Below are 25,976 nucleotides of genomic sequence, written 5' to 3'. Positions count from 1 at the left end.
CTTCTGAAAATTCGTGATTCTCAGACGACCCGGATCGTCCTCACGTACTCGGAGGGCGTCTGTCCCGTGATGCCCTTGAACTGGCGGTTAAAATTCGACAGCGTCCGGTAACCGCTCTCAAAACTAACCTGCGTGACGCTCAACCGCCCCTCCATCAGAAGTTTACAGGCATGGCCGATCCGGACCTCCGAGACAAATTCCGAAAAGGTCTTGTTGGCGCGCGTCTTGAAATACCGGCAGAAAGCCGGCGGGGTCATTCCGGCCAGGTCGGCGACCATGTCAAGGCTGACGTCCTCCTGAAAATGCCCCAGCACGTAATCATGAACGATCTGCATCCGGTCCGTTTCGGAAGGCTTTACGGTATTGGTATACCCCAGACTGGTAATGAACTGGTAATCGGGCCGATGCGAAAGAGTGTGCAGCAGTTCAAGCAGCGCCAGGACCCGGCTGAACCCCGCCGGCTGAGCGGCTAATCGGCGGAGGGCTTCCCGGACATATTCCTGGGTTGGCCCGGTCCACTCCAGCCCCCGCCGGGCATGTTCGAGCAACTGATGAAGCAGACTCATTTCCGGTTTCCGAAAAAAATCGGTACCCAGAAAATCTTCCGGGAAATACAGGACGATGCCGCGCGTGATCCGGCCTGAATCCCGGTTGAAATACACCTGATCGCTCCGCCAGAGGTGGGGGAGGTTCGGCCCCAGAAATACCAGATCCCCTTCCGTGAAAGGCCGGATCGAATCTCCGATAAACCGGGTGCCGGTGCCTTCCTCCACCAGAAACAGCTGGTAATGGGGATGAAAGTGCCAGTTCGGGTCAAAATGGGATTCGACCAGCTCTTTGACGATAAAGGAGGACGCTACCGGTTCCAGCTCTTTCCGTAGGGCGTTTCGCATGGGATTGCTGTCTTTTTACATGGTTCGCAAAGATATTAATCTTTTTTGGTTAAAATAAAATCATCATTTGACAAGAAAAGCCGAGTAAACTGACGGATCGTTCCCTATTTTTGTAGTAACTGATTAAGAAAAAATATGAATAAGCTCGGAATCAATTTGTTCCTCTGGACCACTACCATGCAGGAGGACCTTTCCGACACCCTTACCTTCCTGAAAAATACCGGTTTTGACTTCGTGGAGATCCCGATCGCCGACACCGACGTGGCGCGGTGGGAGGGCATCGGCCGCCGGCTGGATGCTCTCGGGCTCGACCGGGCGGCCTGCTCCATTCTGGGGCCGGAATACAGCCTGATCAGCCCGGACGAGTCTGTACGTCGGGCCGGAATCGAGCGGATGAAGGGGGTGATCGACTGCACCAAAGCCATGGGCGCCCGGCTCCTGACCGGCCCGTATCATTCCGGTTTCAAAACGTTTACCGGAAAACCCGCGACGGCGGAAGAATGGAACCGGTCGGTGGAAGCCATGCGCGAAATCGCCAATCATGCTGCTAATCAGGGTATTATGCTCGGCCTCGAATACCTGAACCGGTTCGAAACCTACCTGCTGACCTGTGCCGACGACCTGATCCGGTACGTGGAGGCCGTCGACCACCCGAACTGCCGGCTGATGTTCGACACCTTCCATGCCAACATCGAGGAAAAAGACCTCGCGGAGGCCCTTCGCCGGTGTGCGCCCTACCTGGTTCACGTGCAGGTTTCCGAGAACGACCGCAGCACCCCCGGCCGGGGCCATGTCGATTTCGACCGGGTCTTTCAGGTGTTGCAGGAAATCGATTACGAAGGCGCCATCGCCATCGAAGCGTTCGGCCTGACGCCGACCGACCTGGCCGCAGCGGCCCATATCGTCCGGAAGATGTTCCCCTCGCCCGAACAACTGGCGCAGGATGGGCTGGCTTTTCTGAAAGAGAAATTGATGATCCATAGTATTTCATCCTAACCTTCTGACCCTGACCATGTCAAAGCTCAACATTGCCATTGTCGGACTCGGCTTCGGCGCCGAGTTCATCCCCATTTACCAGCGGCATCCGCATACCCGTATGTATGCGATCTGCCAGCGGAATACCGAAAAACTGAACGAGATCGGCGACGCCTTCGGCATCGAAAAACGGTATAACAACATCGACGACCTGCTGGCCGATCCGGACGTCGATGCGGTTCACATCAATTCCCCGATTCACAACCACGCGGAACAGAGCCTGAAGGCGCTGCGGGCCGGCAAACACGTGGCCTGCACGGTGCCGATGGCGACGACGGTGGAGGAATGCATGGAGATCGTGAAGGCCTGCAAGGAATCTGGCAAGAAATACATGATGATGGAAACCGTCGTGTATAGCCGGGAGTTCCTGTTCGTCAAGGAGTTATATGAGAAAGGGGAACTCGGCAAGGTGCAGTTTCTGAAAGCCAGCCACCAGCAGGATATGGACGGCTGGCCCGGCTACTGGCCCGGCCTGCCGCCGATGCACTACGCCACCCACTGCGTCGGACCGGTTTCGGCCCTGCTCAAACTCGAAGCCGAATATGTCTCCTGCTTCGGCTCGGGTACCATCCGGGAGGAACTGATTTCGCATTACAACTCGCCCTTCGCCGTCGAGTCGGCGCATATCAAGTTCAAGGACAGCGACCTGGCGGCTTACGTGTACCGTTCCCTGTTCGACACGGCCCGGCAATACCGGGAGAGCTTCGAGGTATACGGCTCGAAGAAATCGTTCGAATGGCCGCTGATCGAAGGAGAGGATGCGGTCATTCATACGGCCAAAAAACAGGAACACGAAATTCCGGAGCGGGTGAAAGTGCCCGACTTTGCGCACTACCTGCCGGCTGAAATCCAGCCGTTTACGACGCAGGGCGTTTATGATATTGCCGAAAATACGCACCTGTCGTTCACGCAGGGTAGCGGCCACGGCGGCTCACACCCGCACCTGGTCCACGAGTTTGTAACGGCGATCGTCGAAGACCGCGAACCGTTCCCCAATGCCTGGCAGTCGGCCAACTGGACCAGCGTCGGGATTCTGGCGCACGAGTCGGCCCTCGACGGCGGAAAACTGAAAAACCTGCCCGACTTCAAGAGCGTGGCGGAATCTGTCGAATCGGAAGCATGAAAAAGCCAACGTATTTCCTTCTGACCCTGAGCCTGCTGGCCGTCCTGACCCAGTGCTCCCGTCGTCAAACCGCCGGGGATTCGGCCGGCGGAGCCCGGGTCTCGTCCGCCGTCGAAAAACCGCGCCGGACCGAAATCCTGTTTCTGGGCGACAACGGCCACCACCGGCCGGCCGAACGGGTGCCCCAGCTGATGGCCGCTCTCGGCAACCGGGGCATCAACCTGACTTACACGGACCGGCTGGAAGACCTGAATCCGGAAACCCTGGCCAAATATGACGGCCTGCTGATCTATGCCAATTGGGACAGCCTGGCCAAACCTCAGGAAAAAGCCCTGCTCGACTTCGTCGCGAGCGGCAAGGGGCTGATTCCGGTTCACTGTGCGTCCTACTGCTTCCGGAACTCGGAGGAATATATCAAGCTGGTGGGCGGGCAATTCTGGCGGCACCGGATGGATACCATCCAGACGCTGCACGTCCAGCCCGAACATCCGGCCGTCATGGGCCTGAAACCGTTCAAAGCCTACGATGAAACCTACCTGCACGAGAAGCTTCAGGCCGACAACAACGTACTGGCGGTCCGTGATATCAAGGCCGATCAGGAAAAGGACAAACCGGGTCAGAAAACCGAGCCGTACACCTGGACGCGGACCTACGGCAAAGGACGGGTGTTCTACACGGCCTACGGACACGATGAACGGACCTGGAGCGTACCCGGTTTTCAGGATCTGCTGGAAAAAGGCATCCTGTGGGCCGTCGGCGACCGCGTGAAACAGCTGCACGACGGCCTGAACCCGCAGCCGTTCGCCTACCGGGAAGCCAATCTGCCGAACTATGAAAAACGCGCCGGGAAACAGTACCAGCAACTTCCGCTATCCCCGGAGGAGTCGCTCAAACACATTCAGGTGCCGGTCGACTTCACGCTCGAACTGTTCGCTCACGAGCCCGACGTGATGCACCCCATCGCAATGGCCTGGGACGAAAAAGGGCGGCTTTATGTGCTGATTACCAAGGACTACCCGAACGAGCGGAAACCGGAAGGCGGCCGCGACTACATCGTCATCTGCGAAGACACGAACAAGGACGGTAAGGCCGACAAGTTTACCAACTTCGCCGAGGGGCTAAGCATTCCGACCGGCATGGTCTTTTACAACGGCGGGCTGATCGTGTCGCAGGCTCCGCATATGCTGTACCTCAAGGATACGAACGGCGACGACAAGGCGGACGAGAAGAAAATCCTGTTCTCGGGTTTCGGCACGTTCGATACGCACGCCGGCCCTTCCAACCTGCACTACGGCTTCGACAACTGGATCTGGGGCAGCGTCGGCTATTCCGGTTTTGCCGGGAAAATCGGGGCCGACAGCGTGAAGTTCGGGCAGGGCTTTTTCCGGTTTAAACCCGACGGCTCGAAGCTGGAATACGTGACCAGTACCTCCAACAACACCTGGGGGCTGGCCTTCAACGAAACCGGCGACGTGTTCGGCTCGACGGCCAACAACTCCCACGGCTGGTACCTGGCGATTCCGCACCGGTATTTCCCCGGCAACCAGGGCGCCGGAAGCCGCAGCACCGATACGCACAAGGACATGAAGCCCATCACCGGCAAGGTGCGGCAGGTGGACGTCTTCGGCGGTTTTACGGCGGCTGCCGGGCATAACTTCTATACCGCCCGGGCTTTCCCGAAACCCTACTGGAACCGGGTGGCCTTCGTATCGGAGCCGACGGGCCATATCCTGCACCAGAACATCATGGTGAAGAAAGGAACCGACTTCGAGGATAACGAAGGGCTCGGCTTCAACCTCCTGGCCGGGGCCGACGAGTGGGTAGCACCGGTGTTTGCCGAAGTAGGACCGGACGGGGCCGTCTGGGTGGTCGACTGGTACAGTTTCATCATCCAGCACAACCCGACGCCGAGGGGTGCCGATAACGGCCCCGGCAATGCGTACCAGACCGACCTGCGGGACTTTACGCACGGCCGCATTTACCGGGTCGCCTACAGGAACGCACCGGCCTATACCCCGCTCTCCCTGAGCAAAGACCGGCCCGCCGAACTGGTAGCTGCCCTGAAGAATTCGAATATGTTCTGGCGCCAGACGGCCCAGCGCCTGCTGGTCGAACGGGGCAATACGGACGTGGTTCCGCAACTGCTCGAACTGGTGAAAGATCAGTCGCTGGATGAGATCGGGATCAACCCGGCCGCCATCCACGCGCTCTGGACGCTGAAAGGTCTGGGCGTACTGGAAGGCTCCGACGCCAATGCCGTACAGGTAGCCACGGCCGCGCTGAAACACGCCTGCGCCGGGGTTCGGAAAACGGCCGTTCAGGTACTTCCCCGGAATGCGGCTTCGGCCGGTGCCCTGCTTCAGGCCGGGAGTCTGAACGACAAAGAACCGCTGGTCGTGCTGAACTCCCTGCTGGCCTTCTCCGAAATGCCGATGTCGCCCGAGGTGGAAAAAGCCCTGCTGACCCGTCTCGACCAGGCCAAAGAACTGAACGACCGCTGGCTGCCCGACGCCTTCGCCTGTGTGCTGACCAGCCAGGGCGGAAAACTGATGCAGACCTTCCTGAAGCAGTCGGTTGCCAAAGCCGCATCCCTGCCGAAAACCGCTTCCGGTCAGGCCATGAGCGGAAATCACGATCATGCCGCCATGAACCACGGAGGTACGGCTGCGGTCACGACGGCTTCCACAGCCGGTGACAAACCCGATCTGGTGATCACGAAAGTGCGGACGGAACCGGGATCGCCCTATGTTCGCGAAGGGGCCAAAATCTTTGTGGAAGTGACCAATAAGGGTGGGGCCGCGGTGCCGGAAGGAACGCCGGTTCCGCTGGCGCTCCGGATCGAAGGCCAGGGACGAAAGCTGGAATACGTCAGCCAGGCCCACACGGCGGGGATCAAGCCGGGCGAAACCGTTACGATCTCGAAAGGGAACAACGGACCCTGGTCAACGGACTTCAACGTGATGTTTGAGGTGCCGGGCGATTATTCGGTTACGGTGGTTACCGACCGGGATAACCAGCTGGCGGAAGGCGACGAGCGCAACAACGCGTTTACGCACAAACTGACCTACCGGCCTCCCCAGAGCATGAATGCCTTCGTGCTGGAGCGGGCTACCCGCAACTACATGGCGGTGGCTCCGGTGGATTCGGTCATCTCGCTGCTTCGGATGTCGCGGCAGCTCGACCCGGCCGGAAGTGCGGCCATCGTGAAGGGCGTTTCCGACGGCTGGAATCCCCGCCGGAAAGCGACCCTGCGCGATACGGACAAGCAGTTCGTTGCCGGTCTTCTGAACGAAATCCCGACCGAAGGCCGCGACCGTATGGGTCGTGTGCTTCAGGCCTGGGGCCTCCAGTCGTCCGACCAGTCGAACGATCCGAACGTGGAAACCATCCGGCTGAAATCGGTGCGGGAAGCGCTGCAATTCGACAAGAAGGAGTTTACCGTGACGGCCGGAAAGCAGGTGGAGATCGTTTTTGAAAACCCGGACGCCATGCAGCATAACGTGGTGATCGGCAAGCCGAAATCCCTCGACATCATCGGGGCGGCCGCCGACAAGCTGATCACGGCTAAAGACGGCGCGGAACGCAATTATGTGCCTTCGGTTCCGCAGATCGTGGCCGCATCCCCGCTCGTCAACCCGGACCAGACCTACCGGCTGAAGTTTACGGCTCCGGCCCAGCCCGGCGACTATCCGTTCGTCTGCACGTTCCCCGGCCACTGGCGGATCATGAACGGCATCATGCGGGTCAAAGCCGCGACAGATGCCAAAGCGGCGGCCAAATAAGCCGCCGGGCATACAAAAGCAAAGAGGAGCCGAAACCGGCTCCTCTTTGCTTTTGTATGGTGCTTAGTTCAGGCTCGGTCGTTCGCGGTAATACTTGTTACGGTAATCGACCGGGGACAGGCCGGTAATGCGTTTGAAAGTCGTCCGGAAGGCTTTCGTATCGGAATAGCCGACGTTGTACATCACTTCGTTGACGGTTTCCCGGGAGGTTTCCAGGCTCATCTTGGCGGCTTCGATCTTGACCCGCTGGATATACTCCACCACCGTATTGGCGGTCGCTTTTTTAAACCGCCGTTCGAGGTTTCGGCGGCTCAGGGCCAGCAATTCGGCCAGCTGGTCGACGGTGATGCGGTCCTGAAAGTTCTGTTCGATGTAATCCTGGGCTTTTTTGATCGGTTCGTCCTCGTGTTCCTTCTGCCCCTTGAAGACGATAAAGGGCGACTGGCTGTCGCGCTGGATGTCGATCTGAAAGGCTTTGGAGCAAAAGATCGCCACATCCCGCCCGGCGTATTTTTCAACCAGATAGAGGATCAGGTTGAGGTAGGAGAAAGCACCCCCGCTGGAGTAAATACCGTTTTCGTCGGTGATGATCCGGTCTTCCACCAGGTTGACGTCGGGAAACATCCGGCGGAAATCGTTGGCGGCCATCCAGTGGGTGGCGCATTTGCGGCCGGAGATCAGGCCGGTAGAGGCCAGCAGAAAGGCCCCGACGCACAGGCTGGCAACTTCGGCCCCGGCTTTATACTGATCCACGATCCAGGGAAGAAAGTCGCGGTTGGATTCGATAATTTTGACCATGTCGCCGTCGAGGGCGGGAATGATGGTCAGGTCGGTTTTCTGAATATCCGAAACGACGGCATCGGTAAACACCGTGTATTTGCCACCGCAGACCGGAACCTCTTCCGTGAGGCCGACCAGCTGAACCTTGAACAGCGCCGGCCGGCCCGTACTTTTCAGAAACTTGTTTACCTCTGTCAACACCTGGCGAGGGCCTTCGATACTGCCGAGAATGGCCCCTTTCGGAACCAGGATCGAGATATGCTTCATAGGCCAAATATAACGAAATCCGGTGTCGTGATCAACCCCTCAGATTGTCGCATTCGCACCGGAAAAAAGGCCGGAAGGATGGTAAATTTGGGGGAATCAATCCATGCGCCCTACTATGGTCGAGGTATTCAAAACGAACGTCGGGGAGAAGGATCAGTCGAAATGGCTGGTTGGAAAACTGCGCCGGCATTTCCCGGAAAGCCGCATCAATCTGGACGCCGAGGACTGCGACCGGGTGCTTCGGGTGGAAGCGGCCGAGGTGCGTCCGGAAGAGGTGATCGAACTGGTAACGTCCTCCGGTTTTCACTGCGAGATTCTGCCGTAAGCCTCAGGATTGTTCCAGGACCGGCTCCCGGCCGAGCCGGCTGAGAAACCAGAAGCGCGACGACTTTTCCGGCTGGAGGGCGGGTTGCGGGATGCGGATGCAGAAGGAACTGCCCCGGCCCGGCGCACTGAACAGTTCAAGTTTCCAGCGGTGCGCCTTGACGATCTTCTGGACGTAGCTCAGGCCCAGCCCGAAGCCCTTGACGCTGTGGGCATTGACGCCCGGCGCCCGGTAAAAAGCGTTGAAGATGTAGGGCTGGTGTTCCGGTGAAATGCCGATGCCGTTGTCTTTCACCATCAAAACGAGCTGGCCCGATTCGGTCCGGCTGATCAGCCGGATCTTCGGATCGTTCGGGGAGTATTTGACGGCGTTGTCCAGCAGGTTCGAAATGACGTTGGTCAGGTGCAGCCGGTCGGCCTGAATGACCGGAAAGCGGGCCTGGAGATCGAGCCGCAGGTAGTCGCCGTGCCGGTCGGCGATATTGGCGAGCAGTTCGTGCAGGTCGACGGTTTCGGGGTGCAGCTGAAACGTTCCCTTTTCCGAACGCGCCACCGTCAGCACCGTTTCCACCTGATGCTGAAGTCGCTGGGTTTCTTCCTGAACCATCCGGACGTATTTGAACATCCGGTCGGGCTGGTCGATGATGCGGGGGGAGGAGAGGACGTCGGTAGCCAGTTTGATGGACGAAATCGGCGTCTGGAACTCATGGGTCATGTTGTTGATGAATTCCCGCTGGTCTTCCGTCCTGCGTTTCTGGTTCAGGGTCTGGTAGAGAAGGTAGCTGAAATAGGAAGTGATCAGGAGAACGATCAGCGAAGCCAGGATCCAGTTGTCGAGCTGCTGGGTCAGATACTGGACCTGATCGGGAAAGCGAACCACAAAATAATAGGGTGACCGAACGGCAAAACCTAACCGTTCGCCGGGGGGGCGGACGGATGCGTCGGGCGACTGGCTGTAAATGATTTCGCCGTTGGATTCATCATAGACCCCGTATTCGTAGCCCGCCAGAATCTGCTGGATCTGGAGGTGGGCGCCGAGGTAGAAATCAAGCTTCCGGGAATCGATCGGGGCATCCAGATTCACCAGGAAATAGGAAGGAGAAAGCGGGATGACCTGCACTCCAAGCGGTATGCCCTTTTCGGTTCGGGCAATATCGTGGGCGGCTTTGGTCAGCGCTTTCGTGACGGATTGCAGAAACTGACGTTCCCGAAGCTCATAAGCCTTTCGCACCCAATACACCTGGGTGCAGATAATGCCCATAATCGATAGAACGGAGAATACAATCAATACACGGGAAGTCAGTCGCGACATAAACAACACCAAATTAGATCGGATTGATGGACCTTACATCGTTTTGACGTATTACTTGTCTAAAAGTCAGCCGTGTAGGATAATTTTTTTTTCGGATAGCCAGTAAACCTACTTGAGTAAAACACATCATCATAGTCCCCTCCATTCCATTGATTTGCTTTTAAGGTTTCAGAATAGCGTGGAGGTGAAATTTTATCAGACGGTATTGTGAAGATATAGTCAGCTAATTAATAGAATATTTATCAATATATCAAGCCGTTACGGTGAATTTTAATCTGGTTAACAGACATTTCCGGAAACCGGAATAGTATAAAAAGTGCTTAAATTGCGGAAATACGGCAGAACCTTCCCGGATTTTACCGGAAAGTTGAAATAAAAATAAAGCGCAGGTAGTTAGACCTGCGCAGAAATAATTTACCAGAATGTCGCCGGGCCGGTTTCAGGCTTCGGTGGAAGCCGACGGGTCGGTCGGGGCGGCCGGAACGGTGCCGGAGGGCGTCGTTGCCGGAGCCGCCGGCGTGTCGGCCTTCCGGGGGGCGGCCGGCTTCCGGGCCGGGGTGGTTCCGGTGGTCCGGCTGCGGGTCGGGGCCGGTTTCGGAGCAGCCGGGACCGGGGGCTTGGACGCCGGTTTCGGCGGAATCGGCGAGGGCGGAGTGATCGGAGCGGAGCTGACCATCGGTTCGGCGGCCGGTTTGGCGTTTGCCGCTGCCCGCTTCGCGTTTTTCTCTGCCTTGCCGGTATTTTTCTTTTCCTTTTTGGCGTCTTTCTTCGTTCTCTGATCCGCTTTCTTCTTCGCCTTCGCCGTTTGCTTCTTCTGTTTATCCTCTTCTTTCTTAAAGAGTTTGCCGATTTTATCCGCCAGCTTTTCCGCTGACTTCACAATGGCTTTTTTTACCTTTTTGGACTGCTCCCCGGCCTCGCTCAGCTTCGACTCGATCGAGCCGGCGATCTCATTGGCCAGTGATTTCTTTTTCGTCTTCATGATGGAAAAAGTTAATTAGGAATGCCTGAATACCTGAACGGCTGCAATCAACAGCCAAAAAACCGGAATTACAAAAACGTCATGTTAAGTTTTGGCCGAGCTTGAGCAGAAAGTCCCAGCAGACGATTCCGGTGCTGACGGCGATGTTGAGCGAATGTTTGGTTCCGTATTGGGGTATTTCCAGCACGACGTCCGACTGGGCAATCACCTCGTCCCGGACCCCGTTCACCTCGTTCCCCAGCACGAAAGCCACTTTCTGCCCGGCCGTGGGCTTAAAGTGCTGAAGCAGCACGCTGCCCTCCGCCTGCTCGACGGCCGCGATCCGCCAGCCTTCACCCCGAAGCCGGGCCACCAGACCGATGATGTCCGGCACGTGTTCCCAATCGACGGACTCGGTGGCACCCAGGGCGGTCTTGGTAATATCGCGATGGGGCGGGGTTCCCGTAATCCCGCAGAGATAAAGCTTTTCGGCCCGGAAGGCGTCGGCCGTCCGGAACACCGAGCCCACGTTGTTCAGACTGCGTATATCGTCCAGGATCAGGCAGTAGGGGTATTTCGGGGCTTGCCGGAAGGCTTCGACGGACAGGCGATTGAGTTCGTCGACACTTACTTTTCTGGGCATTTTTTGGTATTTTTGAATTTATTTCGACCGGCGGACCGGCGCGGGCAAATCTGCGAAAAAATCGTGATTTACCGCGAAAAAGTAGATTCGATGGCACAGGCGACACAGACAAAACCCACAAAAAATACGAAGGAAACGCCCCTGAACCGGCAATACAATCATATTAAAGCCAAATACCCCGGTGCGATCCTGCTGTTCCGTGTCGGAGACTTCTATGAAACCTTCGGGGAGGACGCCGTCAAGGCCAGCCGCATTCTGGGCATCGTGCTGACGAAGCGCAACAACGGCGGGGCGCAGGAGGAACTGGCCGGTTTTCCGCACCACTCGCTGGATACCTATCTGCCCAAGCTCGTGCGGGCGGGCGAGCGCGTCGCCATCTGCGACCAGCTTGAAGATCCGGCCATGGCCAAAGGCATCGTCAAGCGGGGGGTTACCGAACTTGTGACGCCCGGCGTGTCGTTCAACGACAACGTGCTGGACACCCGGCGCAACAACTACCTCGCAGCGGTCCATTTTGCCAAAGGCGGTTCGGAAGACCGGTTCGGGATTGCCTTTCTGGATGTTTCGACCGGAGAGTTTCTGACCTCGCAGGGCAATGCCGCCTATATCGATAAACTGCTGCAAAGCTTCAATCCCTCGGAGGTGCTGTACTGCAAACGGAACCGGAAGGAGTTTGCCGAAGCTTTCGGGGATAAATTCCATTCGTTTACGCTCGAAGACTGGGCCTTTACCTACGACTTCGCCTATCCGCTCCTGACGCGGCATTTTCAGACGAGTTCGCTGAAAGGCTTCGGGGTGGAAACCCTTCAGGACGGTATCGTGGCGGCCGGGGTCATTCTGCACTACCTCCATGAAACGGAACACCGGGAAGTGGCCCATATCCTGCGGCTGACCCGGCTGGAGGAAGATAAATACGTCTGGCTCGACCGCTTTACCATCCGCAACCTGGAGCTGGTCGCGGCCCAGCAGGAAGGCGGTATTCCACTCATTCAGGTGCTTGACCAGACCGTGACGCCGATGGGAGCGAGGCTGCTGCGGAAGTGGCTTATGCTGCCGCTGAAGGACAAATCGCTGATCGAGGAGCGCCTGAACACCGTCGAACTTCTGAAGGAAGACCCGGACCTGCTCGATCTGCTGGGACAGCACCTCAAACAGATCGGCGACCTGGAGCGGATGATTTCCAAGGTGGCCGTGCGCCGGATTTCGCCCCGCGAGATGGTGCAGCTCAAGCGGTCGCTGGGCCACATCCTGCCGATCAAGGAGCAGTTGCTGACTGCCCTCAGCCGCCAGCCTCTGACCTCTTCCCTGAAAAAATACGCCGATCAACTGAATCCCTGCACCTTTCTGCTCGACAAGATCGAGGCCGAACTGAAGGAGGAGGTGCCGGTGGTGACCAATCAGGGCGGAATGATCAAAAGCGGGGTGGACCCCCAGCTTGACGAACTGCACGCTTTGGCCTATACCGGCAAGGATTATCTCGTGCAGCTGCAGAACCGGGAAATCCAGCGCACCGGCATCTCTTCGCTCAAAGTGGCCTACAACAAGGTGTTTGGGTATTATCTGGAGGTGTCGAACGCGCACAAAAGCCGGGTGCCGGACGACTGGATCCGGAAACAGACGCTCGTCAACGCCGAACGCTATATCACGCCGGAACTGAAGGAATACGAAGATAAGATCCTGAACGCCGAAGAGCAGATTTTCAGTATCGAGCAGCGGATGTTTAACGACCTGATGCTGGCGGCCGGTGAGTATGTTACCCAGATTCAGCAGAACGCCCGGGTGGTTTCCGTCCTCGACGTGCTGGCCTCCTTCGCCCGGGTGGCGGAGAAAAACCGGTATGTCAAGCCGACGATTACGAACTCCAAAATCCTTCAGATCAAAGACGGCCGGCACCCGGTGATCGAGCAGCAGCTGCCGCCCGGCGAGCCCTACGTCCCGAACGACATTTACCTGGACGACGAGACGCAGCAGATCATCATCATTACCGGGCCGAACATGGCCGGAAAATCCGCGCTCCTCCGCCAGACCGCCCTCATCGTGCTGATGGCGCAGACGGGCAGCTTCGTGCCGGCTTCGGAAGCCGAAATCGGGCTGGTCGACAAAATCTTTACGCGGGTGGGAGCTTCCGATAACCTCTCGCGGGGGGAATCTACGTTTATGGTCGAAATGACCGAAACCGCCAGCATCCTGAACAACCTCAGCGACCGTAGTCTGGTGCTGATGGATGAAATCGGGCGCGGAACGAGCACCTACGACGGCGTGTCCATCGCCTGGTCCATCGCCGAATACCTGCACAACCACCCGCAATTCCGCCCCAAGACCCTGTTTGCGACGCACTATCATGAGCTGAACGAACTGGCCGCCGACTTTCCGCGGATTAAAAACTTCAACGTGGCCGTGAAGGAACTCGAAAACCGGGTGATCTTTCTGCGGAAACTGAAGGAAGGCGGCAGCGAACACAGTTTCGGGATTCATGTGGCCCAGATGGCCGGGATGCCCGCCAAAATCGTCGGGCGGGCCGGAGAGATTCTGAAGTTGCTGGAAAGCCGGCGGGAAGATTCCGGCGACGACCGCCGGGAAACCCTGCGCGACATGCCGAAGCAGAACGACATCACGCTGAAAATCTTCGAAGCCGGCGACCCCAAAGCCGAAGCCGTTCGGGAAAAGCTCCGCTCCATCGACATCAACGTGCTGACGCCCATCGAGGCCCTGCTGAAGCTGAACGAGCTGCTGAAGATGATCGAGTAATATGATCCGGTACCTGAAAACCATCCCGGCACTCATCGAGGCCCTGCATCAGGACGGCCCCCCGGTGCAGGGCATCGACTTTCACCTATTCCGGCTGGAAGAAGCCGTCGACCGGCCCGAGAGCAGGGAAATGCTGTTCCGGACCTGTGCCTTCGGGATCGTTTTGCTGCTGGAGGGAGAGGCTTACTATGAAGTGGGGCTGCGGGATTATCACCTGCACGGCGGCACCCTCTTTTTTCTTGGGCCGCGGAACCTGATCTCCCTGCGTAAAATCCGGCCGCTGAAAGGGTTCATGCTTCTTTTCATGAACGATTTCATCCAATCCCGGAACGCCGTCGATCCAACCGTCGAATACCCGTTTTTCCAGATGGGAGCCGACGTGGTGCTGCCGTTGAAGGAGGAAGAGGCCGGCCCATACCGGAATGCGCTGGAGACGATGCTGGACCTGTACCGCTCGGTTCACCCGCTGAAGCCGGCGATGATCTACCACCATCTGCATCTGCTGCTGCTTCAGGCCGGGTATCTCCACCGCCTGCGACATCCCGAAGTGGCTCTTTCCGACGAACCCGCCCGGCCTGCCCGGCTGGTCCGGGCGTTCGAAGGGCTGATCGAACAGCATTTTTACGAAGCCGCCGTCCGCCGGAACAGCCAGCTGCTTTCCATCGGCGAAATCGCCGACCAGCTTAACGTATCGACCAATTACCTCGGCGACGTGGTGAAACGCGAAACCGGGGTGCACCCGTCCCACTTCATCCAGCACCGGACCGTCATGGAGGCCAAATCCCTGCTGAAGAATACCGACCTGAGCGTGGCCGAGGTCGGCTATCGGCTCGGGTTCAGCGATCACGCCTATTTCGCCCGTTTTTTTCGGAAAGTGGCCGGCCTCTCTCCCAGCAGCTTCCGCCGGAAACCCTGAAGGGAAAATGTACCCGGCAAACCGGTATTCGTCCAAACCCGTCCGGAAACCGCCTGATAGTTTTGCGGCTGTAACTAACCGCAGGACTATGTCTTTTTTATCCGACAAAATCGCTCTGGTGACCGGCGGCAGCCGGGGAATCGGCCGGGCCATTGCCCTTCGGCTGGCCGCAGAAGGTGCTGATATTCTGATTCATTACGCCCGGAACCGGGCCGCAGCCGAATCCGTCCGGGAGGAAATTGAAACGAGGGGCAGCCGGGCCGCGCTGCTGCAATCTGACCTGGGAAGCCTTGCGGGTGTCAGGGAACTCGTCAGGCAGCTCCCAGAACAACTCGGTGGCCGAGGGCTGGATATTCTGGTGAACAACGCGGGGGTGCTGGCGCAGGCCGGCATCGGCAATACCGTCGAAGACCAGTTCGATCACCTGATCAACGTCAACGTCAAGGCACCGTATTTTATGATTCAGGAAACGCTCGGCCTCCTGAACGAGGGCGGGCGGATCATCAACCTGTCGTCCAATCTGGCCCGGCAGCCCCGGCCCGCCGTCGGGTTGTATGCCATGACGAAAGCCGCCCTCGACAACCTGACCGCCGGGCTGGCGGGCTCGCTCGGGGGGCGGGGTATCACGATCAACGCCGTGGCCCCGGCCGCCACCGATACCGACATGAATGCCGAACGGCTGAAGAATCCGGCCGTTCGGGAAGCCCTCGAAAGCCGGTTTGCCTTCCGGCGCATCGGACGGCCCGACGACATCGCCGGAGTGGTGGCCTTTCTGGCGTCCCCGGATGCAGGCTGGATCACCGGCCAGATCATCGAGGCCAGTGGCGGTTTCGGCCTGCCCGACTGAGGTTACATCACGTGCCGGGAGTCCATCTGGTGTTTATCCAGCATCTTTTTCAGATCGACGGCCAGCTCCTGGTATTTCTCCCCGTCCTTCGTATCGTACCCGTTTTTGATCAGACCTTCGGCTTCGGCAAGGGCCTGGTCCGGGCGGTCGAGGAAGTAGTTCAGGACCATGAGGTTATAGTAGGCCGAATACCGCATTTTCTGATCCCGCTTGTCGCTGCCGGGGTATTTGGTCTTCAGCTCCTGAAAGTAGTCCATAACCGGCTGAAGGTCTTTAGCCAGCCGGTCGATGGGCTGCGTGGCCGACATCCGTTTCGAAAGTTCCTTTACGGCCTTGATGGCTTCCTGCTGGATCGGAAACTCGGGGTGGCTTTTGGAGTCCAGAATCCAGAGAAATTCCCGCGTCTGGACCGGAACGTAGCCGTACCAGCGGTTGGCATCCAGATTGATCGTGGCCAGCGCGTCGGTGACGTATTTGGTCACCAGGTCGGTGCGGATATTCTGCTGGTTCTGCTCGATGTACCGGTTGGCGTCTACTAAACTGGTATATTCGCGCGTCGTATAGGAGACTTCGTAAGGGAAGTAACCGCTGGTCGTGACGCCTTTGGCCGGGTCGGTCTGGGAGGCCGATTGCAGAAACCGGTTGTTCTGAAGGTCTTTGGCTTTCTCCTTCTCCTTCCGGCTCAGTGATTTCTCGTCCACCCGCGGCCCCAGCACCTTGTACCCCCCGCTGATGCTATAGCGGACGGTGATGGTGTAGTAGGTGATTTTGGAAGTTACCTTGCCGTCCTTGTCCTTTTTTTCTTCCGTTCGGGTGCGGGTTTCGCTCTTTTCAAACCGCACATTGCCGAAATCCACCTGGATGCCGACGGTCGGGTTCGACTCGACCCGTTCAAAACCCGAAAGGCCGATTTTGTCGTAGATCTGAGCTTCGGGGTAGGCGGAGGCCACCGAGGGAGCGCACTGAACCCGGACGCCGAACGTCCGGCGATCCTGCGGGGTGTATTCCTTCGGCAGGATCAGGTAGCCGGCATCGAAGTAAAACCGGTCGAGGTCGACTTTCTGGCCCCTGACCAGCGGGCCGGACAGCAGCAGCGCGACCATAACGAGAAACGAAAAAGGCTTCATACGGGTAAAGAGGAGGTCTTTTTCGTAAAATTACGGAGTCCGCAGCGGGAAAGAAGCCAACTTTTTACCAAACGTAACTTTCTGGACGTGAACTGCGATAAATCCCGACCCGGTTGAAACCCGGGTTTTCGGTTTGATGCTTGGCGCATTTCTTTTAATTTCAAAGGTCGAATGGCTCCTGGAACCTTTCTAATCGATCACCCCAATGAACCTAAAAAACCGAATCCAGCTATCCGTCATGATGTTCCTGCTTTATTTTATGTGGGGATCATGGTACGGGCAGATGAGTAAGTACCTTTTTACCCAGTTGAACGCGACCGGTGACCAGGTCGGAAATGCCTACACGGCGTTCTCGCTGGCCATGCTGGTGGCGCCCTTTTTTGTCGGGATGATTGCCGACCGGTATTTTGCCGCCCAGAAGGTGCTGGGTGTGCTGAACCTGGTCGGTGCGGCCCTGCTGTTCTTTCTGACCCAGGAACGCGATCCGGATAATTTCTTCTGGCTGATCCTGGCCTATTGCCTCACTTTCGCACCTTCCATGTCGCTGACGACCTCCATCGCCATGCAGCACATGACCAGCCCGGAGAAGGAATTTCCCGGCATCCGCGTGCTCGGAACCGTGGCCTGGATCGTGGTAACCAACATCGTCGGGTTCATGAACGTGGGCGATAAGGTGACAATCTTCCAGATTTCGATGTATTCGGCCATCATCCTGGGCCTGTTCTCCTTCACCCTCCCCGACACCCCGCCCAAAGCCACCGGGGGCGCCACGTTTGCCCAGATTCTGGGGCTGGATGCTTTCAAACTGTTTCGGGATCGTTCCTTCGCCATCTTCTTCCTGTCGTCGGTGCTGATCTGTATTCCCCTGTCGTTCTACTACGCCATGGCAAACCCCTCGCTGACGGACGCCGGGATGCAGAACGTGGAAAACAAAATGTCGCTGGGACAGGCGTCGGAGGTGTTTTTCATGCTGATGATTCCGCTGGCCTATACCCGCCTGGGCGTGAAGAACATGCTGATCGTCGGGCTGGTGGCCTGGATCGTGCGCTTCCTGCTGTTCGGTTACGGAGACGCTGGTTCCGGCGAGTGGATGTTCTACATCGCCATCCTGCTGCACGGCGTCTGCTACGATTTCTTCTTCGTGACCGGTCAGATTTACACCGACAACAAGGCCGGCGCCCGCATCAAATCCTCCGCCCAGGGGCTCATCACGCTGGCGACCTACGGCATCGGGATGGGAATCGGCTCGAAGCTGTCGGGGATCGTGGCCGATCTTTATACGGTTAACGGTGTTAAGAACTGGACGAGCATCTGGCTGGTGCCGGCCGGGATTGCCGCCGTGGTGCTGGTGGTCTTCGTGCTGCTGTTCAACGATCGCAAGAAACCGGTGGTGACCGAGGACGAACTGGTGCCGGGGCCGTTGTAAGCCTGAAATACCGGTAAACTTTTTCGGCAGGGCGCGGAGCAATTCGCGCCCTGTTGTGTTTTAGGGAAAAATCGGCTTTGTTTGAATCATGGAAAAGAAGCGCCAGATCACATTTTATTCGGACCTGAACGGGCCTCATCAGGACCAGATTCGCCGGTATGCGCTCATGACACCGGAGGAACGCTGGGAGGAGTACATTCGCTTGCGGAGGCTTTTTCTTCAATTTAAAACCGGCTCACCGAAAAAAGACCGAAGGATTTCCTTCAGTAAACCTCCATGGATGTAGAAAATAACGATTTTCTCCAATTTGTCTCTTTAGCCGAGAAACATAAACTGGATTACCTGCTGGTCGGGGGCCTTGCCCTGCTTCTGAACGGAGCCATTCGGTTCACCCGGGATGTCGATATGTGGGTGAAGCCCACCAATGATAATAAAGATCGTCTGGTGGCCATACTGCTTGATCTGGGCTACCAGGAAGAAGAACTGGAAGAATTGATCAACAGAGATTTTACGGAGCCTCAAGTATTAAGAATCCACGAAGGACCGATCGATATCATGACCCAGGTTCATTTTCGGTTTAACTTCGATGAATGCAAAGCCAGAGCCAATTCCTTTTCGACAAAATGGGGAAATCAGGTGCCGTTCATCCATATCAATGATCTTCGCGAACTGAAAGTATTGGCAAGGCGGCCCAAGGACCTGAGTGATGTAATAATGATTGATGAAATCCTGGAAGAACAACGAAAAATTAAAGACCAGCACCGTGACCAGCAACCTTAAAATTCTGACCTACAACCTGAACGGTATTCGCTCCGCGCTTAATAAGGGCCTGATCGGGTGGCTGGCGGGGCAGGATTTCGATATTCTCTGTTTTCAGGAGGTGAAGGCCACACACGATGTGGTCGATCTCCAGCCCTTCGAGGCCCTCGGCTACCGGTATCACTGGCACGCGGCCGAAAAGAAGGGCTACAGCGGGGTGGCGACGTTCTCCCGGCTTCAGCCCGACCAGGTCGTTCACGGCTGCGGAATTGCCGCCTACGACTGCGAAGGCCGGATTCTGCGCACCGACTTCGGGGGACTGACGCTGCTGAACTGCTACTTTCCTTCCGGTACCACCGGCGAAATCCGGCAAAGCGTCAAAATGCAGTTTCTGGAGGACTTCTACGGCTATATCGACGAATTGCGGAAAACCCGGCCGAAGCTGGTCGTCGTGGGGGATTACAACATCGCCCATACGGAAATCGACATCCACGACCCGGTTCGCAACAAGACGTCCTCCGGCTTTCTGCCTGAAGAAAGGGAGTGGATGAGCCGATGGTTCGCCAACGGTTTCATCGATTGTTACCGTCATCTCAACCCCGACCGGATCGAATACAGCTGGTGGAGTTACCGCGCCGGTGCCCGCACCAACAACAAAGGCTGGCGGATCGATTACATCTCGGTCAGCGATACCCTCCGGGAGCAGATTCTGGGCGCGGGGCTGATGCCGGATGCCATTCACTCCGATCACGGTCCGGTCTGGGTGAACCTGCACCGCGAGCCGGCCTGTTTATAACGTTTTCCTGCTCAAAACGTACCATGGCCGACACGCCCGGTTTTCGTTATTTCCTGATTTACAAACCGTATGGGATGCTTTCGCAGTTCAGCCGGGAAGGGGAAAAGCCCACCCTGGCCGATCTGGACTTTCTCTTCCCCAAAGACGTCTACCCCGTCGGGCGGCTGGATTCCGATAGTGAAGGGCTGCTTCTGTTGACTAACGATAAGCGTTTGAACCATAAGCTATTGGATCCCAGATTCCGGCATACTCGGACCTACTATGCCCAGGTGGAAGGACGGCTTACGGACGAAGCCTGCCGGCTGCTGACCGAAGGAGTCGCCATTTCCGTAGACGGCAAGTCCTACCAGACCCTGCCGGCCCGCGCCCTGACCCTGGAAGAACCCGAACTGCCCGAACGAAACCCGCCGATCCGCTACCGGGCCGCCATCCCGACCTCCTGGCTGTCGCTGACCCTGCACGAAGGAAAAAACCGGCAGGTCCGGAAAATGACCGCAGCCGTGGGGTTCCCGACGCTGAGGCTGGTCCGGTGGGCCATCGAGAACCTGACTGCCGAAGGGATGCAGCCCGGAGAAATTCGTGAAATCACCTATTGGGAACTGACCGCCGGCCTTCGGCTCCCGATCCTCTGACATGAAAAACCTGTTCGATATCGATTCCATCTTTTTTACGGTATTGGGGTACCCGATGAGTTACCTCGAATTTTTCGGAACCGTGACGGGCGCCCTCGCTACCTGGTGGTCGGCACGGGCCAATATCTGGAGCTGGCCGGTCGGAATGGTCAGCGTCTCGATCTTTTTCTTTCTTTTTTACCAGATCCAGCTGTACCCGGATATGTTCCTTCAGGTATTCTTCTTCATCACCAACCTGCTGGGCTGGTGGGAGTGGACGCACCCGAAAGCCGGGGAGGAAGACCGCCGGAACGAGCTGAGAATCACCCCGCTTTCCACCCGGAATTTTCTCCTGCTGCTGGCCGGGGGCGGCCTGGCGACCGGCCTGCTCGGTACCATTGCCGAGAATCTGCACGCCTGGTTTCCGATCCTGTTCAATCAGCCGAGCGCCTTCCCGTATCTGGATTCGTTCACGAGCGTGATGAGTATCGTCGCTACGTTTATGCTGATCCGGAAAAAGCTGGAGTGCTGGTACGTCTGGCTGCTGGTCGACCTGATCAGCACGTATATGTATTTTGTCAAAGGCGTTAAGGTGCTGGGTATCGAATACGGCTTTTATTGTCTGATCGCGTTTGTCGGGGCCTGGCACTGGACCCGCGAATACCGCAGTTATTCGGTTCCGGCGGCATGAAAAAAGGACTGGTTTTCGGGAAGTTCATGCCCCTGCACCGGGGCCACATCGCCCTGATCGAGTTTGCCCTGTCCCGTTGTGAGCAACTGACCGTGTCCATGACCTGCACCCCGGCCGATCCCATCGACCCGGAACGCCGGATGGAGTGGCTTCAGGCGGTATTCGGAAACATTCCGAACGTGGAACTGGTGGCCGTCGAGGATGATTTTTCCGACGATTCGCTGCCGTTGTGGGAGCGGACCCGCCTTTGGGCCGACTTTATCCGAAGCCGCTTTCCGGACCTCGACGGCTTTTTCTGTTCCGAGGAATACGGCGAGCCGCTGGCGCAGCATCTCGGCCGACCCTGTATCTGGTTCGACCGGGAACGAAAGCAGTTTCCGGTTTCGGCGACGCAGATTCGAAACCATCCGTTCCGGTTTTGGGACTATATTCCGCAAACGGTTCGACCGTTTTTCGTAAAGAAGGTTTGCCTTTATGGCCCCGAGAGCGTCGGAAAAACCACCCTGGCCCGGGAACTGGCCGCCCGCTACGATACGGTATTCGTCCATGAAGTGGCCAGGGACCTGATCACGACCAACGATTTTACCCTGAAGGACATCGAGCGGATCGGCTACGCCCAGGCGGAAGCGGTGGAGGAGGCTGCCCATAGGGCCAATAAAATCCTGTTCTGCGATACCGACGCCATTACTACCGAGTTGTACTCACAGCATTATCTGAACGCCGTTCCGCCGGTATTGTATGAACTGGAGAAGCGGGTCCGCTACGACCGGTATTTCCTCCTGAACATCGACGTGCCCTGGGTAGCGGACGGCCTGCGGGACCTCGGTCACCGGCGGGAAGAACTGTTTCAGCGGTTCAAGACCGCCCTGGATGAGCGAGGGATTGATTACACGCTCGTCTCCGGAAACTGGGAGCAGCGCCGGAAAACCGTCACCGACGCCATCGACCGATTGCTGGCCGGGTAATGACTATTTTAAACGAGGATCGAACGGGTGGGATTCAATGGAGATGATCTGAAGGGTTTCATGCTCCGGGTGCCTTCGCGATGCCATCGGCCGGGACCGTACAAACCGCCCGTCTCACTCAGATCGGATGCAAACACGGCTTTCGTTATCCGGTATAACCGCATCGATTACAGATAAATACCATGCAGAAGGGCGTTCAGGACGTTCAGGACCTGTTTGCGCCCGACCATCGTATCCAGAAAAGCCACCGGTTTCCGGTTCTGGAGCGCCGACACCTCCGCGTTCAGCCAGTCCTCAAAATCCTCCCTGTTTTCGAAGACTTCCATGCCCTTCGCAAAAACTTCGGATAAGGAAATGGCCTTCTCGGTTTCATCCTGACTCAGCCGGGCGTGGTTTCTGATTCTTCGCTGGTAGGTGCTTTCCGAAATGGCCAGAATGTGACTCATCGTTTTATTGGTAAATCCCAGGTTCTTCTGAAGAAAGGCTACTGAGTCCATGGGAAGTCCGGAACGTACAACTTCCAGTTAATCAAACTCATGCTTCACGGAACGGCTGATCAGGGCTTCCCCTCCGAGGGCAGAAACGATCTGGTGGACGGCAACATTCATGGTCAAAAACGAGTAATCTTCTTGTCAATTGACAACAATTATACAAACCTTCAAATTCCTTGCAATCTCTTCCCGGTCTGGTTTACCTTTGCGGCCGGAACCGGGCGGACCCGGCCGGTCACAATCGTCAAGTCAAACGTGTTTATTTGAATGGAATACCGCATTGAGAAAGACACCATGGGCCAGGTGCAGGTACCGGCCGATGTGTACTGGGGCGCCCAGACCCAGCGCTCCATCGAAAATTTCAGGATTGCTCAGGACATCAATAAAATGCCCCGCGAGATCATCCGGGCGTTTGCCTACCTGAAAAAAGCGGCCGCCCTGACCAACCTCGACGCCGGGGTGCTGCCCCAGGACAAATGCGACCTGATCGGTCAGGTCTGCGACGAAATTCTGGAAGGCAAACTCGACGACCAGTTTCCGCTGGTGGTCTGGCAGACCGGTTCCGGCACCCAGTCGAACATGAACGTCAACGAAGTGGTCGCCTACCGGGGGCACGTGCTCAAGGGCGGCCGGCTGACCGACGAAAAGAAATTCCTGCACCCGAACGACGACGTCAACAAGTCGCAGTCGTCGAACGACACCTTCCCGACGGCCATGCACATCGCGGCCTACAAGATTCTGGTGGAGGTGACCATCCCGGGTATTGAAATGCTCCGCGACACCCTGCACGCCAAGGCGCAGGAATTCAGAAATGTGGTGAAAATCGGCCGGACCCACTTCATGGACGCCACCCCGCTGACGCTCGGTCAGGAGTTTTCGGGCTATGCGTCCCAACTGGATCACGGGCTGCGGGCCGTCCGCAACACACTGGCCCACCTGAGCGAGCTGGCCCTTGGCGGCACCGCCGTCGGAACCGGCATCAACACCCCGCCGAACTACCCCGAAAACGTGGCGAAACACATCGCCGGTCTGACCGGCCTGCCGTTCGTGACGGCGGAGAACAAGTTCGAGGCCCTGGCCGCCCACGACGCCATCGTGGAAGCCCACGGCGCCCTGAAAACCGTGGCGGTCAGCCTGATGAAGATCGGGAATGACATCCGGATGCTGTCGTCGGGGCCGCGCGCCGGGATTGGGGAAATCTTCATTCCCGACAATGAACCGGGTTCTTCCATCATGCCCGGAAAAGTCAACCCGACGCAGAGTGAGGCCATCACGATGGTGGCCGCGCAGGTGCTCGGGAACGACGTGGCGATCAACGTCGGGGGAGCAACGGGTCACTTCGAACTCAACGTGTTCAAGCCGATGATGATCTATAACTTCCTGCACTCGGCCCGGCTGATCGGCGACGTCTGTGTTTCGTTCAACGAGAAATGCGCCGTCGGCATCCGTCCGATCGAGGAAAACATCAAAAAGCACGTCGACAGCTCGCTGATGCTGGTGACGGCCTTAAACACCAGAATCGGGTATTACAAGGCCGCCGAAATCGCCCAGACCGCCCACCGCGAAGGCAAAACCCTGAAGGAGACCGCCATCGGCCTGGGCTATCTGACCGAGGAGCAGTTCAACGAGTGGGTCCGGCCGGAGGATATGGTCGGAGAGATCAAGGTGTGATCAAATAGGTGGAGTTGAGCCGGAACGGCTCAACTCCACCTATTTGATTTCCTCTCCTTTCTGCGTAAAAATCTTCTCCAGACACTTCACGGTGATGAGGTAGGTCGGTTTGACGCCGACGGTGCCGAGGCTGCCGGAGGCCAGGGTGGCGCCGGTAATCAGCGGGTTGTCCGAGGCATAATAGGCATACCGGACTTTGACGGCGGGGGAGACGCTGCCCCGGATTCGGGCCTGCGCCTGAATCGCCTTCTGATAATGAGCGCCTTCCATCTCCAGCCCCACGGCTTTCCAGGACGAGTTTTTGAAATAACTCAGTATTTCCTTGTTCTGAAGCGAAGTGCCCAGCACCGAGATCATGGCGCCTTCGTAGACGTCCAGCCCGAAACCTTCGAAATCGGCGACCGTGAAGTCGTTGTCCAGCGGATAGTTGTCGGCGGTCCCTTCAAAAATGTGGGAGGTCGGGATCATGAGATCGCCCTTGTCGCCGGTCAGGATGCCGGCTTTGCCCATGATCGAGATCGAGGCCACATTCAGCGGACAGGTTTTCGGCTCCCCGGTTTCGTCGAGGTATTCGAGCGGTTTGAGCAGCTCGTCCATCGTTTCGAACGCCTGCTCGCCAAAGGCGTAATCCATCACCAGAAGCAGCGGTTTTTCCTTTCTGATTAGCTTCGGGTCATGCGCCACCTCGGGCGGAAGCTGCGAAACGTCCAGTTTTTCGGTGTCGATCAGCTGAACAAGGAGGCTGGTACCGGCATGGTCTTCCAGAATGTGCAGGCCGTGTTCGGCCGCATACCGCATCACCTGCTGGTTCACCGCCCGCTGGGTGGGTTGGCTCAGTTGCAGGACCAGATCGCTGAGGTCGGTGAAATTGACGGTTCCGGCCAGGGCGGCCGGGGCGTAGAGGCTGTTGACGACGCTGTGCGGGTTAGCGCTGATGATATGGACCGGTCGGTCGCTCAGGCCGTTATTCCGGATGAACTCTTTGATGCGGGTGGCCCATCGTCCGCCGTAGAGGTGCTGGCCGATGCGCTCCCGGAGCATGGGCGTAAAATTGATCTCCCGGTCGACTTTCTCCCGCATCTCCAGCAGGGAGGTCCGGCCCAGGCTGTAGACGATGCCGAACAGGCCGTTGTTGGTGCCGGCGGTTTCCTCGAAGCGCAGATAGGCCCGCTGGGTTTCTTCGAACGTCCGGCCCAGAATCGAACTCAGGTAGGTCAGCGCCAGTTCGCGGTCTTCATCCTTCACCGTTCCGCCGGCCTGCACGATGGCTTCCAGTTTTTGCCACTCGCGTACCTTGCTGCCCCGTTCCTCAAAGGCGTTTCGCCGGATTTTGTCGGCCTCCATGAACATGAAGGTCAGGTGCGTCAGGATGTCGTAGATTTCACTGCGGCCGTTGGTGACCTCGATCACCATCTGTTCCTCGTCGATCCGGTAACAGTTGCGTCGCCGTTTGGCCGGGATCAAAACTTGGAAATGGGCGTTTTCGTAGCCTTCCCGCGACGCCAGCGTGATGATGCGGCAGGCTTCGATACCCTTCGGGAGCCGGTCCATGACATACACCAGCCCGTCGAGTTCCACGCGCTGCGGGTCGTTGACCAGCCCGTAGATTTCGGGGCTGAGCGTCAGCAGAGCGCGACGCATTTCCTCGCCCGAAACGCCCGAGGGTTTATAAAAGCCCCGGTTGAACAGGTGGCGCATCGTGATGTAAAGCCGTTCGATGGCAAGCCGGGATTCCTGGGCACGGGTCAGCGGAGGTGAGTAATCAGTCGTCATGACGAAGTAAACATTAAGGCCGCAAGATAGAACAT

The 25,976-nt window shown here is 57.5% G+C and carries 23 protein-coding genes; 15 read left to right on the top strand and 8 right to left on the bottom strand.

The window, feature by feature from the left end:
- Window positions 1-20: 20 nt before the first annotated feature.
- A complete protein-coding gene (locus DX909_RS06035) occupies window positions 21-893 on the bottom strand; it encodes a helix-turn-helix domain-containing protein (RefSeq protein ID WP_128544204.1) in 873 nt (290 codons plus the stop codon).
- Window positions 894-1,028: 135 nt separating this feature from the next.
- Here DX909_RS06035 and DX909_RS06030 point away from each other — a divergent pair, with 135 nt between their 5' ends.
- From DX909_RS06030 to DX909_RS06020, 3 genes are read left to right on the top strand one after another with little or no spacing between them, the layout of a single operon-like run.
- Window positions 1,029-1,889, top strand: a complete 861-nt coding sequence (locus DX909_RS06030) for a sugar phosphate isomerase/epimerase family protein (RefSeq protein ID WP_128544203.1) — start codon at window positions 1,029-1,031, stop codon at window positions 1,887-1,889.
- Window positions 1,890-1,905: 16 nt separating this feature from the next.
- On the top strand, window positions 1,906-3,051 hold the full coding sequence (locus DX909_RS06025) for a Gfo/Idh/MocA family oxidoreductase (protein WP_128544202.1): 1,146 nt from the start codon (window positions 1,906-1,908) through the stop codon (window positions 3,049-3,051).
- Window positions 3,048-6,833: a PVC-type heme-binding CxxCH protein gene (locus DX909_RS06020; protein ID WP_128544201.1), complete on the top strand. Its 3,786-nt coding sequence runs from the start codon at window positions 3,048-3,050 to the stop codon at window positions 6,831-6,833. Before DX909_RS06025 ends, DX909_RS06020 begins: the two co-directional genes overlap by 4 nt.
- 63 nt (window positions 6,834-6,896) lie before the next feature.
- Here DX909_RS06020 and DX909_RS06015 read toward each other — a convergent pair whose 3' ends face one another.
- Entirely contained in the window at window positions 6,897-7,880 is a 984-nt protein-coding gene (locus DX909_RS06015; RefSeq protein ID WP_128544200.1) for a GlxA family transcriptional regulator, read from the bottom strand.
- Between the two features lie 115 nt (window positions 7,881-7,995).
- Here DX909_RS06015 and DX909_RS06010 point away from each other — a divergent pair, with 115 nt between their 5' ends.
- Window positions 7,996-8,205: a hypothetical protein gene (locus tag DX909_RS06010; protein WP_128544297.1), complete on the top strand. Its 210-nt coding sequence runs from the start codon at window positions 7,996-7,998 to the stop codon at window positions 8,203-8,205.
- A 3-nt stretch (window positions 8,206-8,208) separates the two neighbouring features.
- On the opposite strand, the gene DX909_RS06005 is transcribed toward DX909_RS06010, so the two are convergent.
- From DX909_RS06005 to DX909_RS05995, 3 genes are all read right to left on the bottom strand, one after another.
- On the bottom strand, window positions 8,209-9,465 hold the full coding sequence (locus DX909_RS06005; protein ID WP_164851203.1) for a sensor histidine kinase: 1,257 nt from the start codon (window positions 9,463-9,465) through the stop codon (window positions 8,209-8,211).
- A gap of 490 nt (window positions 9,466-9,955) precedes the next feature.
- Entirely contained in the window at window positions 9,956-10,498 is a 543-nt protein-coding gene (locus DX909_RS06000) for a hypothetical protein (RefSeq protein ID WP_164851202.1), read from the bottom strand.
- A gap of 79 nt (window positions 10,499-10,577) precedes the next feature.
- Window positions 10,578-11,120: an RNA methyltransferase gene (locus tag DX909_RS05995; RefSeq protein ID WP_128544198.1), complete on the bottom strand. Its 543-nt coding sequence runs from the start codon at window positions 11,118-11,120 to the stop codon at window positions 10,578-10,580.
- A 90-nt stretch (window positions 11,121-11,210) separates the two neighbouring features.
- Here DX909_RS05995 and mutS point away from each other — a divergent pair, with 90 nt between their 5' ends.
- From mutS to DX909_RS05980, 3 genes are all read left to right on the top strand, one after another.
- Window positions 11,211-13,868, top strand: a complete 2,658-nt coding sequence (gene mutS / locus DX909_RS05990; RefSeq protein WP_128544197.1) for a DNA mismatch repair protein MutS — start codon at window positions 11,211-11,213, stop codon at window positions 13,866-13,868.
- 1 nt (window position 13,869) lies between these two features.
- Window positions 13,870-14,784, top strand: coding sequence for a helix-turn-helix domain-containing protein (locus DX909_RS05985; protein ID WP_128544196.1), 915 nt, complete (start codon window positions 13,870-13,872; stop codon window positions 14,782-14,784).
- An 88-nt stretch (window positions 14,785-14,872) separates the two neighbouring features.
- Window positions 14,873-15,631 carry an SDR family NAD(P)-dependent oxidoreductase gene (locus tag DX909_RS05980; RefSeq protein WP_128544195.1) on the top strand — a complete coding sequence of 253 codons (759 nt, stop codon included), beginning with the start codon at window positions 14,873-14,875 and terminating at the stop codon, window positions 15,629-15,631.
- A gap of 2 nt (window positions 15,632-15,633) precedes the next feature.
- Here the strand turns inward: DX909_RS05980 and DX909_RS05975 are convergent, their stop codons facing one another.
- Window positions 15,634-16,758 (bottom strand): hypothetical protein, encoded by a 1,125-nt coding sequence (locus tag DX909_RS05975; protein ID WP_128544194.1) that lies wholly within the window; start codon window positions 16,756-16,758, stop codon window positions 15,634-15,636.
- Between the two features lie 205 nt (window positions 16,759-16,963).
- Between DX909_RS05975 and DX909_RS05970 the strand changes: the two genes are divergently transcribed.
- From DX909_RS05970 to DX909_RS05945, 6 genes are all read left to right on the top strand, one after another.
- Window positions 16,964-18,184: a nucleoside permease gene (locus DX909_RS05970; protein ID WP_128544193.1), complete on the top strand. Its 1,221-nt coding sequence runs from the start codon at window positions 16,964-16,966 to the stop codon at window positions 18,182-18,184.
- A gap of 276 nt (window positions 18,185-18,460) precedes the next feature.
- Complete coding sequence (locus DX909_RS05965) at window positions 18,461-18,964, top strand: DUF6036 family nucleotidyltransferase (protein ID WP_128544192.1); 504 nt, start codon at window positions 18,461-18,463, stop codon at window positions 18,962-18,964.
- A complete protein-coding gene (locus DX909_RS05960; protein ID WP_229310962.1) occupies window positions 18,948-19,739 on the top strand; it encodes an exodeoxyribonuclease III in 792 nt (263 codons plus the stop codon). Before DX909_RS05965 ends, DX909_RS05960 begins: the two co-directional genes overlap by 17 nt.
- A 23-nt stretch (window positions 19,740-19,762) precedes the next feature.
- A complete protein-coding gene (locus DX909_RS05955) occupies window positions 19,763-20,371 on the top strand; it encodes a pseudouridine synthase (RefSeq protein WP_128544190.1) in 609 nt (202 codons plus the stop codon).
- Window position 20,372: 1 nt separating this feature from the next.
- Complete coding sequence (gene pnuC / locus DX909_RS05950) at window positions 20,373-21,041, top strand: nicotinamide riboside transporter PnuC (protein ID WP_128544189.1); 669 nt, start codon at window positions 20,373-20,375, stop codon at window positions 21,039-21,041.
- The gene (locus tag DX909_RS05945) at window positions 21,038-22,006 is read left to right on the top strand and encodes an AAA family ATPase (protein ID WP_128544188.1); all 969 of its coding nucleotides are present in this window, start codon (window positions 21,038-21,040) and stop codon (window positions 22,004-22,006) included. Before pnuC ends, DX909_RS05945 begins: the two co-directional genes overlap by 4 nt.
- A 167-nt stretch (window positions 22,007-22,173) precedes the next feature.
- On the opposite strand, the gene DX909_RS05940 is transcribed toward DX909_RS05945, so the two are convergent.
- Complete coding sequence (locus DX909_RS05940) at window positions 22,174-22,530, bottom strand: Xre family toxin-antitoxin system antitoxin (RefSeq protein WP_262707503.1); 357 nt, start codon at window positions 22,528-22,530, stop codon at window positions 22,174-22,176.
- Between the two features lie 12 nt (window positions 22,531-22,542).
- On the opposite strand from DX909_RS05940, the gene DX909_RS29455 reads away from it, so the two are divergent.
- The gene (locus DX909_RS29455; RefSeq protein ID WP_164851175.1) at window positions 22,543-22,764 is read left to right on the top strand and encodes a hypothetical protein; all 222 of its coding nucleotides are present in this window, start codon (window positions 22,543-22,545) and stop codon (window positions 22,762-22,764) included.
- Entirely contained in the window at window positions 22,765-24,168 is a 1,404-nt protein-coding gene (gene fumC / locus DX909_RS05935; protein WP_128544187.1) for a class II fumarate hydratase, read from the top strand.
- A 39-nt stretch (window positions 24,169-24,207) separates the two neighbouring features.
- On the opposite strand, the gene DX909_RS05930 is transcribed toward fumC, so the two are convergent.
- Window positions 24,208-25,941, bottom strand: coding sequence for a DUF6909 family protein (locus DX909_RS05930; RefSeq protein ID WP_128544186.1), 1,734 nt, complete (start codon window positions 25,939-25,941; stop codon window positions 24,208-24,210).
- Window positions 25,942-25,976 lie beyond the last annotated feature (35 nt).

The sequence above is a fragment of the Larkinella soli genome, assembly GCF_003703975.1.
Lineage (GTDB): Bacteria > Bacteroidota > Bacteroidia > Cytophagales > Spirosomataceae > Larkinella > Larkinella soli.
This window is presented reverse-complemented; position numbering and strand designations above follow the sequence as displayed.

Excerpts from the sequence above, each read along its gene's own strand:
- pnuC (WP_128544189.1), top strand. The coding sequence starts at position 20,373 with ATGAAAAACCTGTTCGATATCGATTCCATCTTTTTTACGGTATTGGGG.
- DX909_RS05975 (WP_128544194.1), bottom strand. The coding sequence starts at position 16,758 with ATGAAGCCTTTTTCGTTTCTCGTTATGGTCGCGCTGCTGCTGTCCGGC.
- DX909_RS05995 (WP_128544198.1), bottom strand. The coding sequence starts at position 11,120 with ATGCCCAGAAAAGTAAGTGTCGACGAACTCAATCGCCTGTCCGTCGAA.
- DX909_RS06015 (WP_128544200.1), bottom strand. The coding sequence starts at position 7,880 with ATGAAGCATATCTCGATCCTGGTTCCGAAAGGGGCCATTCTCGGCAGT.
- DX909_RS05980 (WP_128544195.1), top strand. The coding sequence starts at position 14,873 with ATGTCTTTTTTATCCGACAAAATCGCTCTGGTGACCGGCGGCAGCCGG.
- DX909_RS05930 (WP_128544186.1), bottom strand. The coding sequence starts at position 25,941 with ATGACGACTGATTACTCACCTCCGCTGACCCGTGCCCAGGAATCCCGG.
- DX909_RS06035 (WP_128544204.1), bottom strand. The coding sequence starts at position 893 with ATGCGAAACGCCCTACGGAAAGAGCTGGAACCGGTAGCGTCCTCCTTT.
- DX909_RS06030 (WP_128544203.1), top strand. The coding sequence starts at position 1,029 with ATGAATAAGCTCGGAATCAATTTGTTCCTCTGGACCACTACCATGCAG.
- DX909_RS06000 (WP_164851202.1), bottom strand. The coding sequence starts at position 10,498 with ATGAAGACGAAAAAGAAATCACTGGCCAATGAGATCGCCGGCTCGATC.
- DX909_RS05955 (WP_128544190.1), top strand. The coding sequence starts at position 19,763 with ATGGCCGACACGCCCGGTTTTCGTTATTTCCTGATTTACAAACCGTAT.
- DX909_RS06005 (WP_164851203.1), bottom strand. The coding sequence starts at position 9,465 with ATGGGCATTATCTGCACCCAGGTGTATTGGGTGCGAAAGGCTTATGAG.
- fumC (WP_128544187.1), top strand. The coding sequence starts at position 22,765 with ATGGAATACCGCATTGAGAAAGACACCATGGGCCAGGTGCAGGTACCG.
- DX909_RS06020 (WP_128544201.1), top strand. The coding sequence starts at position 3,048 with ATGAAAAAGCCAACGTATTTCCTTCTGACCCTGAGCCTGCTGGCCGTC.
- DX909_RS06025 (WP_128544202.1), top strand. The coding sequence starts at position 1,906 with ATGTCAAAGCTCAACATTGCCATTGTCGGACTCGGCTTCGGCGCCGAG.
- DX909_RS05970 (WP_128544193.1), top strand. The coding sequence starts at position 16,964 with ATGAACCTAAAAAACCGAATCCAGCTATCCGTCATGATGTTCCTGCTT.
- DX909_RS05945 (WP_128544188.1), top strand. The coding sequence starts at position 21,038 with ATGAAAAAAGGACTGGTTTTCGGGAAGTTCATGCCCCTGCACCGGGGC.
- DX909_RS05985 (WP_128544196.1), top strand. The coding sequence starts at position 13,870 with ATGATCCGGTACCTGAAAACCATCCCGGCACTCATCGAGGCCCTGCAT.
- DX909_RS06010 (WP_128544297.1), top strand. The coding sequence starts at position 7,996 with ATGGTCGAGGTATTCAAAACGAACGTCGGGGAGAAGGATCAGTCGAAA.
- mutS (WP_128544197.1), top strand. The coding sequence starts at position 11,211 with ATGGCACAGGCGACACAGACAAAACCCACAAAAAATACGAAGGAAACG.
- DX909_RS05965 (WP_128544192.1), top strand. The coding sequence starts at position 18,461 with ATGGATGTAGAAAATAACGATTTTCTCCAATTTGTCTCTTTAGCCGAG.
- DX909_RS29455 (WP_164851175.1), top strand. The coding sequence starts at position 22,543 with ATGCTTCACGGAACGGCTGATCAGGGCTTCCCCTCCGAGGGCAGAAAC.